At 40.8% G+C, this 16609-nt stretch carries 16 protein-coding genes and 1 riboswitch; of the genes, 9 read left to right on the top strand and 7 right to left on the bottom strand.

Annotation, left to right across the window (positions count from 1 at the left end; genetic code table 11):
- Positions 1-21: 21 nt before the first annotated feature.
- A complete protein-coding gene (locus tag CSV80_RS05740) occupies positions 22-678 on the bottom strand; it encodes a TetR/AcrR family transcriptional regulator (RefSeq protein ID WP_233201510.1) in 657 nt (218 codons plus the stop codon).
- 444 nt (positions 679-1122) lie between these two features.
- Between CSV80_RS05740 and CSV80_RS05735 the strand changes: the two genes are divergently transcribed.
- Both CSV80_RS05735 and CSV80_RS05730 read left to right on the top strand, forming a co-directional pair.
- Positions 1123-1749, top strand: coding sequence for a LysE family transporter (locus CSV80_RS05735; RefSeq protein ID WP_099669702.1), 627 nt, complete (start codon positions 1123-1125; stop codon positions 1747-1749).
- Between the two features lie 138 nt (positions 1750-1887).
- Positions 1888-3120 (top strand): MFS transporter, encoded by a 1233-nt coding sequence (locus CSV80_RS05730; RefSeq protein WP_099669703.1) that lies wholly within the window; start codon positions 1888-1890, stop codon positions 3118-3120.
- Between the two features lie 66 nt (positions 3121-3186).
- Here the strand turns inward: CSV80_RS05730 and CSV80_RS05725 are convergent, their stop codons facing one another.
- Positions 3187-3453 carry a YqhV family protein gene (locus tag CSV80_RS05725; protein ID WP_051210437.1) on the bottom strand — a complete coding sequence of 89 codons (267 nt, stop codon included), beginning with the start codon at positions 3451-3453 and terminating at the stop codon, positions 3187-3189.
- A 298-nt stretch (positions 3454-3751) separates the two neighbouring features.
- On the opposite strand from CSV80_RS05725, the gene CSV80_RS05720 reads away from it, so the two are divergent.
- Complete coding sequence (locus CSV80_RS05720) at positions 3752-4537, top strand: DUF2935 domain-containing protein (RefSeq protein WP_099669835.1); 786 nt, start codon at positions 3752-3754, stop codon at positions 4535-4537.
- On the opposite strand, the gene CSV80_RS05715 is transcribed toward CSV80_RS05720, so the two are convergent.
- Positions 4482-4844, bottom strand: coding sequence for a conserved phage C-terminal domain-containing protein (locus tag CSV80_RS05715; protein ID WP_158231856.1), 363 nt, complete (start codon positions 4842-4844; stop codon positions 4482-4484). The two genes, CSV80_RS05720 and CSV80_RS05715, sit on opposite strands and share 56 nt — an antisense overlap.
- Positions 4845-5082: 238 nt before the next feature.
- Here CSV80_RS05715 and CSV80_RS05710 point away from each other — a divergent pair, with 238 nt between their 5' ends.
- The 5 genes from CSV80_RS05710 to thiO all read left to right on the top strand — a co-directional run bounded on the left by CSV80_RS05710 (position 5083) and on the right by thiO (position 11133).
- Positions 5083-6819: a sulfatase family protein gene (locus CSV80_RS05710; RefSeq protein WP_099669705.1), complete on the top strand. Its 1737-nt coding sequence runs from the start codon at positions 5083-5085 to the stop codon at positions 6817-6819.
- A gap of 352 nt (positions 6820-7171) precedes the next feature.
- Positions 7172-8002, top strand: coding sequence for an alpha/beta fold hydrolase (locus CSV80_RS05705; protein ID WP_099669706.1), 831 nt, complete (start codon positions 7172-7174; stop codon positions 8000-8002).
- The gene (locus CSV80_RS05700) at positions 7995-8960 is read left to right on the top strand and encodes a sensor domain-containing diguanylate cyclase (protein ID WP_099669707.1); all 966 of its coding nucleotides are present in this window, start codon (positions 7995-7997) and stop codon (positions 8958-8960) included. Before CSV80_RS05705 ends, CSV80_RS05700 begins: the two co-directional genes overlap by 8 nt.
- 174 nt (positions 8961-9134) lie before the next feature.
- Positions 9135-9473, top strand: coding sequence for a hypothetical protein (locus tag CSV80_RS05695; RefSeq protein ID WP_099669708.1), 339 nt, complete (start codon positions 9135-9137; stop codon positions 9471-9473).
- Between the two features lie 288 nt (positions 9474-9761).
- Positions 9762-9873: riboswitch (TPP riboswitch) on the top strand.
- Positions 9874-10005: 132 nt separating this feature from the next.
- Positions 10006-11133: a glycine oxidase ThiO gene (gene thiO, locus CSV80_RS05690; RefSeq protein ID WP_099669709.1), complete on the top strand. Its 1128-nt coding sequence runs from the start codon at positions 10006-10008 to the stop codon at positions 11131-11133.
- Between the two features lie 301 nt (positions 11134-11434).
- Here thiO and CSV80_RS05685 read toward each other — a convergent pair whose 3' ends face one another.
- From CSV80_RS05685 to CSV80_RS05670, 4 genes are all read right to left on the bottom strand, one after another.
- Positions 11435-11662: a hypothetical protein gene (locus CSV80_RS05685; RefSeq protein WP_099669710.1), complete on the bottom strand. Its 228-nt coding sequence runs from the start codon at positions 11660-11662 to the stop codon at positions 11435-11437.
- Positions 11663-11884: 222 nt separating this feature from the next.
- Complete coding sequence (locus tag CSV80_RS05680; protein ID WP_099669711.1) at positions 11885-13345, bottom strand: CoA-acylating methylmalonate-semialdehyde dehydrogenase; 1461 nt, start codon at positions 13343-13345, stop codon at positions 11885-11887.
- Positions 13346-13378: 33 nt separating this feature from the next.
- Positions 13379-14554 carry an iron-containing alcohol dehydrogenase gene (locus CSV80_RS05675; RefSeq protein ID WP_099669712.1) on the bottom strand — a complete coding sequence of 392 codons (1176 nt, stop codon included), beginning with the start codon at positions 14552-14554 and terminating at the stop codon, positions 13379-13381.
- A 238-nt stretch (positions 14555-14792) separates the two neighbouring features.
- Positions 14793-15428, bottom strand: a complete 636-nt coding sequence (locus CSV80_RS05670; RefSeq protein ID WP_099669713.1) for a TetR/AcrR family transcriptional regulator — start codon at positions 15426-15428, stop codon at positions 14793-14795.
- Positions 15429-15685: 257 nt separating this feature from the next.
- Between CSV80_RS05670 and CSV80_RS05665 the strand changes: the two genes are divergently transcribed.
- A complete protein-coding gene (locus CSV80_RS05665; protein WP_099669714.1) occupies positions 15686-16594 on the top strand; it encodes an NAD(P)-dependent oxidoreductase in 909 nt (302 codons plus the stop codon).
- Positions 16595-16609 lie beyond the last annotated feature (15 nt).

Here is a 16609-nt window from a genome sequence, read left to right as displayed (position 1 = left end):
CAGCCGGAATGATTTTTTATTTTACTTTGTATAATGGCTCATGATTTCCCGGATGTAATTCATTGTGATGGCGGTAGCTTCTTCAGGGGTATAATTGGCGCGGTTATTAAGAAGAGTTGTCAGCATGCCTTTCCACATGAGGATGGTGATATCAACGATCGCATCTAGTTTTTCATCAGTCAGGTATCGTTTCTTTACTGCATCGGAAATCATCCCTTTGCTTCGCTTCGATAGATCATTTTCCATCACAAGCATTTTGATTTCCTCAGGTAGATTCAACAAGTCATTTGGATAAATTTTATAGTATCGCTTCAATAACTCATTTGGTTCAGAACCTAAATCAGAAATGAAGATCATGTTATAAATTTGAGGATTGTTGAAAGAATGTTTGCAGAAGCATTCCCAAGAAGAGAGGTATTTCTCAAAAGGCTCCTCCTCTTTATCCATGTATTTTGATAAGTCATTTACATACTCATCCAAAAACCGGAGTGAACCGAAGAAGATTAGATGATTAAGTTCTTCAAAATAATTATAGATTGTCGAGCTAGTATACCCTGCTAATTCTGCGATCTTTCTAGCTGTAACATGCTCTATGCCTTCCTCTTCGATGACTTGCTCGGTTGCTTCGATGAAAAACTCTAGCATTCGCTTAACTTTAATCTCTCGTTTCTTCATCATAATACTAATACTCCTTCATTTTTCTTTAAAAATATAAATAGATAATTTGAACTGTAATAAGGTAGTGGTACTGCAGTGGTTTGTTTTCTGGTGTATCTAATCATTCACCTCATATAACTATAGTGTAATAATACGGGGGAGAAATATCAAACTTTAGATGAATTACGATTCATATGAGGGGATTCAAAAAGAATAGTAGATCCTCACTAAATTATAACATAATTCCGACATTTTACTCTACATATTTGTAGGGTTCATCTAATCAAACAAGAAGTATATGATTCATTTATCACCGGTTAAAAAAGATTCAAGTCCCCATACAAAATACTACTTCTATGACAGATCCTACAAATTAAAATATTTCTTCAGAATACCCTCTTCCAAGTCCTATCAGTCATTATGTGTGAATAAAATGACAGGACAACATATTATAGGGGGGATTTTGTGAATTCAATTTTTCTATATATATTCTTGGGAGCATCCTTAGCCGCGCCAATTGGTCCTGTTAAAACTGTTCTGCTAAATACAGGAATTAAAAGAGGTTTTTTTCATGCTTGGGCTTTTAGTTTTGGTTCCGTGACCACGGATATTATGTATATGTTCCTTGTGTACTTTGGAGTCGGACAATTTATTGATTCACCGTTAATTAAAATCATTCTCTGGTCGTTTGGGTGTTTTGTGCTGATGTATACAGGTATAGAAAACTTGCTAACGTTGAGTAAAGTTGAAACGAGTGTCAAATTAGGTAAACGGGTCAGACTACGAACATCTATGATGACCGGATTTTTGATGTCATTGTTGAATCCGCTGACGATTATATTTTGGCTCGGTATATACGGTTCTATACTTGCCAAAACAGCTAGTGGAACAACGGGATATCAAATCATTATCAACAGTCTTGCGATTTTATCGGGTATCATCATCGTGGATTTGTTCATGGCTTTTTTATCCAGTGGAGCACGCAAGTTCTTATCCTCAAGACTTTTGCTAATTGTTTCCATTATATCCTCTATATCTATGATCGGTTTTGGAATATACTTCGGTATTCAGGCTTATCAAGCGTTATTTTAACAACTCTTCACTAGACTGTGTTTGCTTGATTTTTTACATAATCTCATGATTGTGCCAATAAAAATATTGAAGTATAAAAAAATCCCGTTAGGAAACCATACCTCTAATTAGTAGAACTAAATAAGATGAGGTGTGGTAATGGATAAAAGTGCGGACAAGGTTAGTGTATGGTGCATTGTTAGTCTGGCTTCAATTCCTCTTATTATGACGCTGGGGAATTCTATGCTCATACCCGTGCTCCCTTTATTGGAAGATAAAGTGGGAATTACATCGTTTCAATCGAGTATGATTATTACCAGTTACTCGGTGGCGGCTATTTTTCTTATCCCAGTAGCCGGATATTTATCAGACCGTTTCGGACGGAAAATGGTGATATTGCCAAGTTTAGTCTTTGCATTGATCGGGGGTCTGATTGCTGGATTTGCTTCGTGGAAGATGGATGACCCGTATATGATGATTATTATTGGTCGGGTATTACAAGGTATAGGAGCAGCCGGTGCCATGCCAATCGTGCTACCGCTAGTGGGTGACTTATATAAAGATGATGGTGAAAAAAGCAGTAAGTGTTTAGGAATTATTGAAACGTCAAACACGTTTGGAAAAGTATTAGCTCCTATCTTAGGTTCAGCATTTGCTGCTCTATTATGGTTCCTGCCATTCTACTCTATTTCTGCACTCAGTGTCATTTCTTTTGTACTCATCTTCTTCTTTGTTAAAGTCCCGAAAGAAAAAGATGAACCCGTAAAGTTTAAGGTGTTTATCAAGAACACTAAAAAGATATTTGCGTCAGAAGGTAAATGGTTGTATACCGTATTTTTGAATGGAGTTCTGGTCATGCTGGTATTATTCAGTATGTTGTTTTTTTTATCGGAAAACCTGGAGAAAACACATGATATTGAGGGGATTAAGAAAGGATTCGTTTTGGCCATTCCGTTATTATTTCTTTGTATTGCTTCCTTTTTATCGGGTAGAAAAATTAAAGGCGAACTGAAAACTATAAAAAGAGTCATGGTCATTTGCTTAATCGCCATGTCTGCTAGTGTCATCTTTGTTGGGTTTACAAGCAAGAAATTGATCCTCTTGTTGATTGTGACGAGTATAGTCGGAATAGCCATAGGCGCATTATTGCCTGCATTGGATGCCATTATTACGGAAAATATTGAAAAAGAGCTACGTGGCACGGTTTCCTCTTTTTACAGTTCAGCCAGATTTATCGGTGTAGCCGCAGGCCCTCCATTGATGTCAATTGCCATGAAAGATTTTCTGAACGGCAGTTATATCATTGCCACTGTACTGGGAGTCATTTTGACATTTATGGTGTTTAAGTTCATAAATGTCGAAGAAATTGAAGAATCCAATCAAAGAAACTGAAAAGGACCCGACAGTAAAAAACTGTCAGGTTCTTTTCTATTTATAGATATGTATGGAATGAAGTATTTATTTAGATTTTAAACTAAAGAGGATGAGAAAAATACCTGTGAATAGACAAATCATTCTTACTAAAGATACTTTTTCAGTGAGGCCGTGTAATGCGATTCCTGTCGTTACAATTAATATAAATGGCCCTACTAATGCAAGTAAAGAGTTAATATAAAACGCTTTTTCTAAGTCATTGAATTTAAACATGAGTGCAGCAGCTGTTATTTCTATACTACCTGAAATAACTCGTAATAGAATAATGAAAAGCAGCGCCCTTTCTATCATGAAGACCACTTCCTTTGATTGTATTTATGCTCACTATATGCAGCACGTCCATCAGTTATTTAACCTCTGCTTATATATACTCGTTGCGTGTAAAATTCTATGTTTGACTGGAATAATTGACGGTGTATCTCCACCGTGAATACATACATAAAAACAGCAACTACACATAGTATGAATAGGGAAGAAGGCTACTGAAAATGGAAGTCTCTTTACACTTTATTGGCGTGTGAAGAGAATATCTACTGTCAGAGACCTCAATGAATAGGGAGGGAATGTATTGAAAAGTTTACAGGAAGAGATGTCATTTGAACTGCGTTTTTGGTTACAGATATTAGGTGATCATGCACGCTTCATTCACGATTCTTTAGCGCCGGATGAAGTGGCAAATATTGAGACAGCCAGTTATTATATACAGTTATTTGATGGCCTTCTTGCTAAAGCAAAGGGAGATCTCGATACACAATCTCTACGGACAATAGCGCAAGAAACTCTAAAAGCGAGTGAAGATATTCGCAAGTTTAAATTATTATTAATACAGCAGCATTTAGTCGGCAACATCAAAATTTCTCTGCCACCTTCATTTATTAATCACATGGTGAATGAAGTAGAGGAGGCTATACGCATATTTAAATGCTTTGCAAAAGGAGAGAAACCACCGACTGTACATCCTCTTCACCATGACTTGCTGTGGTTACTCGATGCGGCAGGGCATGCAGGCGCTCTTGATGCAAATTTAGACCGTGTGGAAACTAAGCTCAAAAAGAAAAGTGAACGATTTACTAAAGAGTGGGAAGCATTTTATTTAAAAGCAATTGAAATGGCTGGTTATTTACGTACGAATATTATGAAATTCCCAGCGTTAACTAAATTCCATCAAGACATTAACTTAGAGATGACTATTTTTAAAGCATTTTTAAGAGAGTTGGAAGAGATGGATTTGAAGAAGGAAACGCTGGGGACACTTACTCCTTTAATGGCTGATCATATGGCGCGTGAAGAATTGTATTATTTAATGAAATTAGCGGAGTCTACTGACATTCCATGGCCAACGGGTGATCCGACAAAATCACGTATTGAATCGTAAATGGGATGACGTACCAGGTACCCAATTTGCTCATCACCTCTGTTGAAATCGAGCACGGTGCAACGAGTAGTTGTCTTTTCGGTTTCTTTGACACGACTAGTTCATTGACATAGTTTTCAAAGTTCGTTGCGTTAAACAACGTAGAGGGTCGCAGGAATGCGCTGAATTCATGACGGTTCAACCACTGCTTGGCCTTTAGGTCGATGACACGGATGAAGTCTTCTTGCGTGTAGCCTTCTTTAATACGACCGTTGATGAATTTACGCGTAGCCGCGGATTGAGGTTTGAAGTGTTTTCCGGTTTTCACGAGTACCAGGTCCCCACACAATTCCCACACAATTCGGATAAACTCACTTATGCATCACTCAAGCAGTTTTCAAAACCATCCAACGCATGATAAAAGTCATTTTTTCATCTTTATAGCATCACAAACCATACATAGTACATCATCAAATCTCAACCTATCCAAAGAATTCATTCACCTCTATTCCTATTTCCAACATAACCTATAAAAGCACTGCTAAAAGTAGGAAGGGGAATGATGTATGACAAATGAATTTCATTATGGAGAGTCACAACCGAACATTCTGTTTTTAATGGTGGATCAGGATCGATTTCCGCCTGTTTATGAAACAAAGGCGATACAAAAGTGGAGAAGAAAGAATTTAGTTGCGCAGAACCTATTACGAAAAAATGGTCTTTCATTTTTGAACCATTATGCAGCGAGTACGGCTTGCGCTCCCAGCCGGACATCATTATATACAGGGCACTATCCTTCATTACATGGTGTCACGCAAACGCCGGGTGCTGCAAAGGGTTCTTTCGATGCGGATTTATTCTGGTTGGATCCGAATACAGTTCCAACTACAGGTGACTACTTCCGCGCTGCGGGCTACAAAACGTTTTGGAAAGGGAAATGGCATGCGTCGGAACCTGATATCCTCATTCCAGGAACAAAGAATTCGTTGCCCAGTTATGATCCAAATACGGGGCTTCCTAATAAACAAGACGAGAGATTGTATCGAAAAGCAGACCGACTGAATGAATACGGTTTTTCTGAGTGGATTGGCCCAGACCCGCATGGTGCGAATCCCAGAAATTCAGCTTCATCTGCAGGCACCGGTACGAGTGGACGCGATGAAGTGTATGCAGCGGATACCGTGAAACTGATTAAACAATTAGATATAGATAGACAGTGTGATAAAAAGGATACCCCTTGGTTTATTCAATGTTCATTCGTCAACCCACATGATATCGCATTGTATGGTATATTTTCTGCCATTTCTCCTAACTTTAATTTCGAAGTGGATCCCACACTACCTTTCATCCCTCCCGCCCCAACAGTTCACGAATCGCTGCAGTCTAAACCGTCAGTACAGGAAAGTTATCGGCAAACGTATCCAAAAGGACTTCAGCCCATACATGATAATAATTTTTACCGTCAGCTTTATTACAGTCTTCAAAAAGAAGTGGATAACGAACTCCTCAAAGTTCTTACCGCTCTCCAACAGTCCAGTTTTTTGGATAATACGATTATCGTGTTCACATCGGATCATGGTGAGCAACTGGGTGCACACGGCGGCCTGTATCAGAAATGGTACACGATGTACGAAGAATCCATTCATGTTCCTCTCATCATTCATAGCCCGACACTTTTCAATAAAGCAGCATCTACAAACATGCTAACGAGTCATGTCGATATTTTACCTACTCTTCTAGGATTAGCCGGAATTGACCCCGCGGCTATACAACGGAAACTATCCTGCGATCATACAGAAGTACAGCCGCTCGTTGGACGGAATCTAACACCGCTCTTTTACGGCCGTGACCATTTCTTCCGAGCAAATGAACCGTTGTATTTCATGACAGAAGATAATGTCTTCAAAGGCCTCCACCAAACCAACCCGATTACCGGGCGTCCCTATGAACAGGTTGTCCAACCAAGCTCTATCGAAGCCGTCTTTGCCTCATTTCAAACGGGATGCAACAATGAGTATGAAATTTGGAAATTCGCCCGATACTTCGACAACCCTCAATTTTGGTCGGACCCCGGAGTTAGTGATACAACACTAGTTGAGAAAGATGGGTGCTGGGTGGAGATCATCAAAACAGAGCCGGTTGGCGATCAATTTGAAATCTACAACCTTGCCGAGGATCCGCTAGAGACGAAGAACTTGGCTGATCCTGCCCATGCGTCGGAGGAAATAGATGTGATTCGTTGTAAATTGGAACAGTTGTTGGCGGATCAGCGTTCTGAAAAACGATTGAGTCCAGGGGATTAAACAGGTACCAGGTCCCCACACAATTCTCGCACAATTCAGGTAAATGAATATAGGAATGATCATTCCTCCTATAAAGAAAAGCGTCAACTCCAAGATTTCGGAGTTGACGCTTTTTGATAATTGAGCTAGATAAAAACAGTTTTTGCGTAAAAAGTCATGCATGTTTACATATACATAGATAGTCTGCAATACAAAAGCGTACTGACTCTACTATGAGTTACTAACTCAATAAAAATACTAAATTGAAAGAAATCAAACGTTACTATATACTAATATTAAGATTAATGAACTACAAAGATGGTAGTTATAGTATTATTACTAAGTATATTAATTTAAAAGTGGAGGTTTTAATATGAAACAAAGTATCCTCTTGCGCAATAATGTTAAAGTCACTGGGAAAGGTGAAAGAACGATTATATTTGCGCCTGGCTTCGGGTGTGATTTGAATGTATGGAACTTGACAGCGCCTTACTTTGAAGACCATTTCCAAGTTGTTTTATTCGATTATGTTGGTTCGGGACAATCTGATTATCAAGCGTACAGTGCGGAAAAATATCAAGATCTTAATGGGTATGCACAGGACGTGCTCGATGTGTGCAATGCTTTAGAATTGAAGGAAGCGATATTCGTCGGACATTCTGTCGGAGGTATTATCGGTATGCTAGCGGCAATTCAGAAGCCTGATTTATTTGAACATCTTATATTAATAGGTCCTTCTCCTTATTACCTGAATGAAGTACCTGATTATTACGGTGGGTTTGAGAAGGAAGATTTAGAAGGTTTGATTCAGATGATGGACATGAATTATATCGGCTGGGCGAATTATCTAGCGCAAGTCATAATGAAGAACCCTGAAAGGCCGGAACTTTCACAGCAATTGGAGGATAACTTCTGCTCGACAGATCCGGAGGTTGCCCGTCGTTTTGCGATTGCGACCTTCTTCTCTGATCATCGAGATGATGTGAGGAAAGTGATAGTGCCATCGCTCATTCTCCAATGTTCCGATGATAGTATTGCGCCTGTTGAAGTGGGACGTTATATGCATCGGCACCTCCAGAACAGCACGCTTGAAATCATGGATGCGACAGGACATTGCCCTCATATGAGTCATCCAGAAAAAACCATTCAGCTGATTAGAAATTATTTGACTTCCGTATACAAGAGTCTTGTCACAAATGGATAGACAGCTAGATTCTGCGCCGTTCGGTTATTTCACACTGGATGATACAGGGATGATTGTTGAAATCAATCAGACGCTGCTTAGTTTACTTGGCTATCAGCTTCATGAGGTAAAGGGGAAACACATCAATCTGATATTGCCGAACGCAAGCCGGTCTTTTTATCAGCTGTACTTTTTTCCGATGATTCGATTGCAGAATAAAGTAGAAGAGATGTATTTTTCATTCAAGTCCAAAGACGGGCAGGAAATTTCCGTGCTATTGAACGCATTGCGTAATGAACGAGATGGAAAGGCTTTCAATGATTGTGCATGTCTGCGCATGAAGAATAGAATCGAGTATGAGGAAGTGATTCTTGCGGCCAAAAAGGACACGGAAACACGCAATCTACTGAAGGTGAAGCAGATACAAGAATTGGAGCGCTTGCGGATCGAGTATGAAGCGAAGCAAAATAAGTTATTAGCGTTAAATGAGACACTTCAGGAGATGGCCATTACGGATGGACTCACAGGTCTCAAGAACCGTCACTACCTACAAGAAAGTCTTTCTTCCTATTTTATGCCGCACAACGAACGGTCCTTGTCTCTTTCTTTTCTGTTAATCGATATAGACTTTTTTAAAAAGGTAAATGATACATATGGTCATTTGACGGGCGATAGCATATTGCGGGAGTTGGGACGCTTGTTTAGGGAAGAATCCAGGACAGAAGATGTGGCTGCTCGTTACGGGGGAGAAGAATTTGCTTTAGTTCTTCCAGCAACAGAGAAAGTGGAAGCTTTAGAAATAGCGGAGAGAATTCGTTGCCGAGTTGAGAATGCGGATTGGAATAGCTATGGTGTTACCGTCAGTATTGGGGTAGCGACCAAGGTGCCAGGAGATACGGAGAATTCTTTGCAGTCTAGAGCAGATTGGGCATTGTATACTTCAAAAGATAATGGACGGAATCGGATTACGTTTGGTTAAGGTACCAGGTCCCCGCACAATTCAAACACAATTCGGGTAATTGAATATGGGAAAGATAAAGGCGGTAAGGCCAAAACATTTTATCGAACGACTGGCATCCTTGGTATATGGAATTTCTGTCTGCAGCATGGACTTCCTTCACATCAGTCAATCACTGCGGAGCAAAAGAAGAATATGGCAGACGGGTTGTCGAGTATTGCGATCACCAATCTAAAGAAGAGTGGTGGCGGTGTAAGTAGCAATATGGACGAAATTCTACTACAAGACGAATATGCAAAAGAATTGTGGATGAAAGAGATTGAATTGATTAACCCCGATATAGTTGTGTGCTGTGGCACGTTCTCGGTCGTTAAATCAGTAGTAGGTTTTCAGACAGAAGTCTGTGACTCAGGTGCGCTGTATGGAGATGCTCTTGGCACTCGCTTTGTTGAATTTATGCATCCAATGTATCGTGTCAGTCCGAAGATTATTTATGCTTATTTCAAGGAAACTATGCAGTCGTGCCGTTCATAAAAAAGGGGTACTGATCCACTAAGTAAATTAGAAAACTTAACAGATCAACAACAAAAAGCCTCCTTGGTTATTTTCAGTCGAGGAATTTTTGTTGTTTTCAAATTGAAGCATTAACTAAAGTAGTTGCGTGAAAAATCTAAAGAGGAATCGCTTTCGGGTACGCTGTGCACGAAACTATTCAGCCCATACACTACAATTGCATGCAAAATCACCTTGCACAGGCACCGATCCACAATAAATTTAAAATGACAAATTCTAACTAGTATGTTAATCTGAAAAAAATGAATATTCATCCACTGGAGGTGCCTTTGAAAAAAGGCTGAGATCAAAGTGATTGACTTTGGGACTCTTGGAACCTGATCCAGCTCGTACTGGCGAAGGGAAGTGGCACTGCTTACATCACTTGTATGTTATGGACTGTATACATGAGGCGCTGCTTTCTTCTATGAAAGTGGCGTTTTTCACTTCCTAACAGGCCGGTATAGATGTTCAATGGTATCAGTATTTAGGTCATCTTTGAGGAGTGGAAACAATGAAGACATATGATCATATTGTTATTGGCGGAGGAGTAATAGGTTGTTCCATTGCTTATCGACTGGCCAAAGAAGGCTTAAGCGTAGCTGTTTTTGATGCAGGCAAAGCCGGACAGGCCTCTATGGCAGCAGGAGGGATGCTTGGGGCGCAAAATGAGTTTGAGCAGGACAATCCGTTGTTGGGAATCGCACTGGAAAGCCGAGCGATGTTCCCTCAACTTCGTGATGAATTGCTGTCCGAAACGGGTATAGACATTGATTTACGAACAGCTGGCCTGATCAAAACGGCCGCGACAGAACAGGATCGTGACGAGCTGCATCGGCAGTATCACTTTTTATCCGAAAAGGACCCATCCATTCAGTGGCTTGAGCCGGAAGAAGTGCCGAAGATCGAACCTTGTATGATGTCCCAAACTGCCGGTGCTATTTTTCTGGAAAAAGACCATCAAGTGAAAGCCCCCTTGCTCGCACAGGCCTTTTTGAAAGCAGCAATGAATGCCGGTGCCCATGTATATGAAGAAACAAAGGCTCTTCGTCTGCTGATTCAGCACAACCGGATAGTGGGGGTTGATACTTCAATCGGCTCGCTTTATGCAACTCAAGTGACGATTGCAGCCGGTGCCTGGAGCAGCCATCTCTTAGCTGACACTGATTTTTCCTTGCCCGTCATTCCTGTGAAAGGTGAATGCTTGTCAATCCGGCTGGCCGGCCCTGCACCGGTCAAAACGGTTTTTGCGGTAGACGGCTGTTATATTGTGCCGAAACGAAATAAGGAAATGCTCATCGGTGCAACGTCTATTCCCGGTTCCTTTGATACATCAGTAACGGCTCATGGCATTCTTTCGCTATTACAACGGGCTTCCCGCCTATTGCCTGTGCTTAGTGATGGAGTGATCCACCGAACATGGGTCGGTGTACGTCCCCAAGCCGCAGACCATCTGCCGATCATGGGGTCTCATCCGTTCATCGACGGGCTGCATATATGTACCGGTCATTACCGAAACGGCATTTTGCTTAGCCCGATTACAGGTATACTGATGAAGGATTACATAAACGGCTGTCAGAAGACGCATGAGTTGCTTACTCCTTTTGCTTTAAGTGGCGCCAGGTTGAGTTACCAAGCCTAGGTTGCAGCATATAGTGGGTGGAAGTCCTGCCGAGAATGAATTAGCCATTCACTCGTAGCGAGTCTTGGAGGATGTGAGGAACATACTGTGCATGTGTTAAATGGGCGAAACGAATGCTATCATTGCTGTTGATTTTGGATAGTTATCGCGGTGATTATGTTGTCGTTTGCGGTCCAGTGTAATTTTTAGGAATCATTACACTACGTAAAGTATGTGCTACTTAAATATTTTTTCAATTCACGTAGTTCAATATATGTAAAAATACAGCTGCCACTATTAAAGTGGCGGCTGCATTTATTCATCAGTGTTTACGATGATGAAACAGACGGGACAGGCCTTTCAGAATGATCGCCAAGGCGAACAACACGATGATGATCACGATGATCACTGCAACGGCTAAAAGCAGCAGGTTTGTACCGACGACCGCCAATACAGCGGGCACAATTAAAAACAAGCCGAGCAAAGCATATCCGGCTATAAGCCCGAAGAAGAAAAGCTGTTCTTTGCTTACATGTTCATGTTTTGACATAAACTTCACCTCCTTGCTGTACTATATGTAACCTCCAGCAAGGCGAACTAATGCAATACACACGGTTGTTGTAAATAAAAGAGTATTTATATAGAAACGGTAAGAAACGGTACCAGGTCCCCACACAATTCAAAACTATTCAGACAATTATAGTTCTATAATACGTAAAACACCTTCTCTCTGTTTAAAACAAAGAGAAGGTGTTTTCATATTGTATAGTACTTACTCCCAACGACCAGTAAGTACTTTTTGACGTGTATAGAAGTTCAGTCCATCTTTTCCATTGGCGTGAAGATCACCATAGAAGGAATCTTTCCAACCGGAGAACGGGAAGAAGGCCATAGGAGCAGGTACGCCGATATTTAATCCGAGCATTCCTGCATCGATGTTTTCACGGAAGTTCCGTACATTTCCACCGTCTCTTGTGAAAATACAAGCGCCGTTTGCGAACTTGGATTTATTTGATAATTCGATTGCTTCATCTAAGTTTTTCACACGGCTGATGGATAGAACAGGAGCGAAAATTTCGTCTTGCCAAATTTTCATCTCGCTCGTTACATGATCAAAGATGGTAGGGCCGACAAAGTATCCTTTTTCTTTAGCTGCGCTGTCTTGGCGGCCGTCGCGAACGAGTGTTGCGCCTTCTTTTTCACCAGTGGCGATGTATTGTTCTGTTCGTTCTTTGTGAGTATCACGAATGACAGGTCCAAGGAAGATCCCTTCGTCCAAACCGTTTCCGATGGTGAGTTCATTCGCACGATTAAGTAAAGTTTCAACAAACTCGTCTGCAATGTCATCTTCTACGGCAACGACTGAACATGCCATGCAACGTTCTCCGGCTGAACCGAATGCTGCGTTGATAATTTGAGTAGCGGCGTTGTCCAAGTTCGCATCTTTTAATACGATGGAGTGATTTTTTGCTCCAGCAAGTGCTTGAACGCGTTTTAGATTATCCGTTCCGCGTTTGTAAACATACTCTGCAACAGGCTGAGATCCTACGAAGGAAATGGCAGCTATTTTTTCGTGATCGAGAATGCTATTTACTACGTCATGTGCTCCGTGCACAATATTGAAGACGCCTTTTGGTAAGCCGGCTTCTTCGAGTAGTTCAGCTAAGCGGTTTGCCAGCATCGGCGTACGCTCGGATGGCTTGAGTACAAATGTATTTCCTGTTGCAATCGCCATCGGGAACATCCAGCATGGCACCATCATCGGGAAGTTGAATGGTGTGATCCCGCCGATGACACCGATTGGGTAACGGTACGTTCCGGATTCCAAACCTGATGAGACGGATGGCAAGTTATCTCCCATCATCAAAGTAGGCGCTCCTGCGGCAAATTCTACACATTCAATTCCGCGAAGTACTTCACCGTGCGCTTCGGTAAAGTTTTTTCCGTTTTCGACTGTGATGATTCTAGCGAGTTCATCCCAGTGATCTACTAATAGCTGCTGATATTTGAATAGAATACGTGCGCGACGTGGGACGGGTACTTCTTTCCAAGTAATGAATGCTTCGCTTGCAGCTTGTACTGCCCGATCCAAATCTTCAGTAGTTGAGATCGGAACGTGTGCAACTACTTCTCCAGTGGCGGGATTATATACAGGCTCTGTTTGGTCTGTCGTAGCGGATACCCATTCACCGTTAATATAGTTTTGTACTGTCAATGTAGAGTTTGTAGTCATATAGATGACCTCCTATTGTAATTACATATGATATTAAAATTGGTATTCATAGCATATTTGATATAGCTCTGCGATTTCCTCTTTTGAAGGCGTTTTAGGATTATTGCTTGGACTTCCGCTATCAATCGCGTCTGTAGACATTTTTCTGAGAGCGCTTACAAATTCTTTGCGTGGGATTCCCCATTGTTCAAGATTCGGGATCTCTAATGATTTACATAAGTCCTTCACGGATTGTACAGCAACTTCTGCAGCGTCTTCATCTGATAAATGTTCTGCTTCGGAAGAAAAAATTCGACCGATGTCTGCCAGTCTATCAATACATGCGTCTTTGCTATATTCCAGTATAGCAGGTAAAAGCATCGCATTCGAGAAACCGTGCGGCACATCAAATAGGGCACCGATTGGTCGGGACATACCATGGATTAAACAAACAGACGCATTGGAGAACGCACTTCCAGCTTGAAGGGCAGCGAGTGACATGCCTTCTCTAGCTTCAATGTTTTGACCGTCCGTGAATGCTTTATGCAAATTCTTTGAGATTAACTTGATTGCGGATAAGGCCATCATATCTGTCATCGGCTGAGATTTTTTAGATATGTATGCTTCAATCGCGTGACTCAGTGCGTCTACGCCGGTCGCAGCTGTTACTTTTTGAGGAGAAGAGAGCGTCAGCAATGGATCGACGATCGCTACATTCGGCATGAAAGCGGGCTGTTTAATCATCATTTTTACTTTAGTTGCTGAGTTCGTGATGACAGTTACGTCTGTTGCTTCTGAACCGGTTCCTGCAGTAGTTGGAATGGCGATATGAGGTACAGGTGCTATTTGCGCAATTTTCTTCATGCCAACGTAATCCTCAATGTTTCCGCCATTAGTCGCAACTACTGCAACCGCTTTCGCAGTATCGATACAGCTTCCGCCACCTAATGAAATAATTAGGTCGCATGTTTCATCTTGAAATAATTGAAGTGCATCCTCTACATATTGATCATTAGGTTCTGAAGCTACACCGAGGAATACTACGCTGTCGACAGAATGATCAGATAATTTCTGCTGGCAATTTTCTACGTAACCGAGCTTCTGCATAATTTGGTCGCTGATGATTAGTGCTTTTTTACCGAGAAGCTCGGCTTTTTCACCGATCTGTGCAAAAGAATTTTGCTGATACAGTATCGTCGGCGGCATTTGAAACGTTTTGCAAGTTTCCATTCGGTCAGCTCCTTAAATTATAATACTTGTAATAGAGTAGTACATTTAAAGCAGGAGTGAAAAAAGTGTAGCGACTAGGCTACACTTTTATTTATAAAGCGAGTCTTCCTAAAAAACAAGTAGAAGGTGTTTGGTGTTTACTATAGTTGAAACCGAGTGCTTTCGTGTAGTTTCTGTTGTGCATGAAAGAAGCAATATATAAATAACAAGCGAGTGGTAAAAGGAGTCTAATATGTTATTACACTCTCTTGATAGAGTCACATTCACTATCACATTTCAATCCATCCAACACTACAGAAGTGATACTGTGGATTTCTACTACAGGATCCAGACGTTCTCTAAAAATGATCCAATCGTAGATCGTTCCGCGCATGCAACGTGTGACGAGCATTGAAATCTCGTCAACCGAAAGCTCTCGTTTAAACTCTCTTCGTTCTACTCCTTCTTCAACATAAGAGCGAATGATTTGATACAGTTGGCGATTTTGGTCAGTTAAATAATGATCGTCATTTATCGTTAATGCTAGCGCACTTGTGTAAATCGTATGAATGAAATCTTTTCCTAAAATATCCCTCAAATACGTCATTTGACCTTTATAAAAAAGAAGAATTTTTTCTGAAGCCTTGAGATCAGCGGGAATGCTAGGAATGAATGATAGGTAAAATTCATCGATATCTTTAAACTTTTCCAAGAAGACATCATATTTCGAAGTAAAATGGACGTAGAATGCTCCTTTGGAAACATTACATGCTTTTGCAATACTTTCTACCGTTACATTATCGAAACCTCTTTCATGGAAAAGCTCTAAGCCTTTTTCTAGGAGGTTTTTCTTCGTTTCTTGCGCTTTTAATTGTCTAGGTGTAAGTTCTGTCATGTTTGTTCCTCCTCTACCATGTTTGTTAACAGGATACCATGTTCACGAATATATTTAAAATTTTTAGAAAACGGGTTGACTATTTGGATAATTATAGATATTATTGAGTGACTGTAGTATGTGACTACGGTATGCGAAAGAAATTATTACTTAATTGAAAAATAGTTTAACGTTTACAAACTGTTAGGTATCTATATTTTTTTATTATTAATGATAACGCTTACATACGTTAAGCGAATTAAAAAGGAGGAATATGTATGGCTAATGAAAAGAAGATTGGATTTATTGGGCTTGGGAATATGGGCTTCCCGATGGCGCGTAATTTATTGAAAAAAGGTTACGCGGTTTATGCGTTGGACATCAATAAAGAGTCTGAACAGAGCTTCGGTGAATTGGGGGGGCATGTCAGTCTGACAACTGCTTCATTACTAAAGGAAGTGGATCTCGTTTTCACTAGTCTACCTACTCCTGCTGTTGCGGAAAATGTGTATTTAGGCGAAGAGGGTATTGTAAATAGCGCTACAAAGCCATTGGCGTTAGTAGATTTAAGCACGATCTCACCTGATTTGAACAGGAAAATTGAAAAAGAAGCATTGCAAAAAAATCTTGAATATTTGGGAGCTCCAGTCAGCGGAAGTGTCAGTGGTGCGGTGAACGCTACGTTATCCATCATGGTAGGGGGCGATAAAGAAACGTTTGAATCGGTACTGCCTTATCTACAGGCTATTGGATCGAATGTATTCCATGTAGGAAAAGATCCGGGTGTTGGTACTATCGTTAAGCTCATTAATAATATGATGGCAGGTATACACAATCAAGCCGTTGCTGAAGCACTTTCATTAGCAAAGCTTGCAGGTGTTGATCAGGATATCGTGTATGACATCGTCAACGTCAGCTCGGGTGCAAGTACAATTCTTACGCGTAATTATAAGACGTATATTTCACAAGATGAGTACACTAAAGGTGCATTCACGACTTCATTACTATTAAAAGATTTGAAGCTTGCAAAGCACGTATCGGATTCTCTTGACGGAGAGCTACCGATTGCGTCGCAACTTATTGAATACTATGAAGCGGAAGTAGAAAAGGGTCACGCACATGAAGATATGTCTTCTTCCTACTTGATGATCCAAGATAAGTTGAATAAACAAAAGCAAAACGTATAAGAAAATCTACTATAA

Source organism: Sporosarcina sp. P12(2017) (assembly GCF_002743035.1).
In the GTDB taxonomy this organism is placed as follows: domain Bacteria; phylum Bacillota; class Bacilli; order Bacillales_A; family Planococcaceae; genus Sporosarcina; species Sporosarcina ureae.
This window is presented reverse-complemented; position numbering and strand designations above follow the sequence as displayed.

Coding starts and splice junctions, on each gene's coding strand:
- CSV80_RS05740 (WP_233201510.1), bottom strand. CDS start 678: ATGATGAAGAAACGAGAGATTAAAGTTAAGCGAATGCTAGAGTTTTTC.
- CSV80_RS05730 (WP_099669703.1), top strand. CDS start 1,888: ATGGATAAAAGTGCGGACAAGGTTAGTGTATGGTGCATTGTTAGTCTG.
- CSV80_RS05725 (WP_051210437.1), bottom strand. CDS start 3,453: ATGATAGAAAGGGCGCTGCTTTTCATTATTCTATTACGAGTTATTTCA.
- CSV80_RS05720 (WP_099669835.1), top strand. CDS start 3,752: ATGTCATTTGAACTGCGTTTTTGGTTACAGATATTAGGTGATCATGCA.
- CSV80_RS05710 (WP_099669705.1), top strand. CDS start 5,083: ATGACAAATGAATTTCATTATGGAGAGTCACAACCGAACATTCTGTTT.
- CSV80_RS05705 (WP_099669706.1), top strand. CDS start 7,172: ATGAAACAAAGTATCCTCTTGCGCAATAATGTTAAAGTCACTGGGAAA.
- CSV80_RS05700 (WP_099669707.1), top strand. CDS start 7,995: ATGGATAGACAGCTAGATTCTGCGCCGTTCGGTTATTTCACACTGGAT.
- CSV80_RS05695 (WP_099669708.1), top strand. CDS start 9,135: ATGGCAGACGGGTTGTCGAGTATTGCGATCACCAATCTAAAGAAGAGT.
- thiO (WP_099669709.1), top strand. CDS start 10,006: ATGAAGACATATGATCATATTGTTATTGGCGGAGGAGTAATAGGTTGT.
- CSV80_RS05685 (WP_099669710.1), bottom strand. CDS start 11,662: ATGTCAAAACATGAACATGTAAGCAAAGAACAGCTTTTCTTCTTCGGG.
- CSV80_RS05680 (WP_099669711.1), bottom strand. CDS start 13,345: ATGACTACAAACTCTACATTGACAGTACAAAACTATATTAACGGTGAA.
- CSV80_RS05675 (WP_099669712.1), bottom strand. CDS start 14,554: ATGGAAACTTGCAAAACGTTTCAAATGCCGCCGACGATACTGTATCAG.
- CSV80_RS05670 (WP_099669713.1), bottom strand. CDS start 15,428: ATGACAGAACTTACACCTAGACAATTAAAAGCGCAAGAAACGAAGAAA.
- CSV80_RS05665 (WP_099669714.1), top strand. CDS start 15,686: ATGGCTAATGAAAAGAAGATTGGATTTATTGGGCTTGGGAATATGGGC.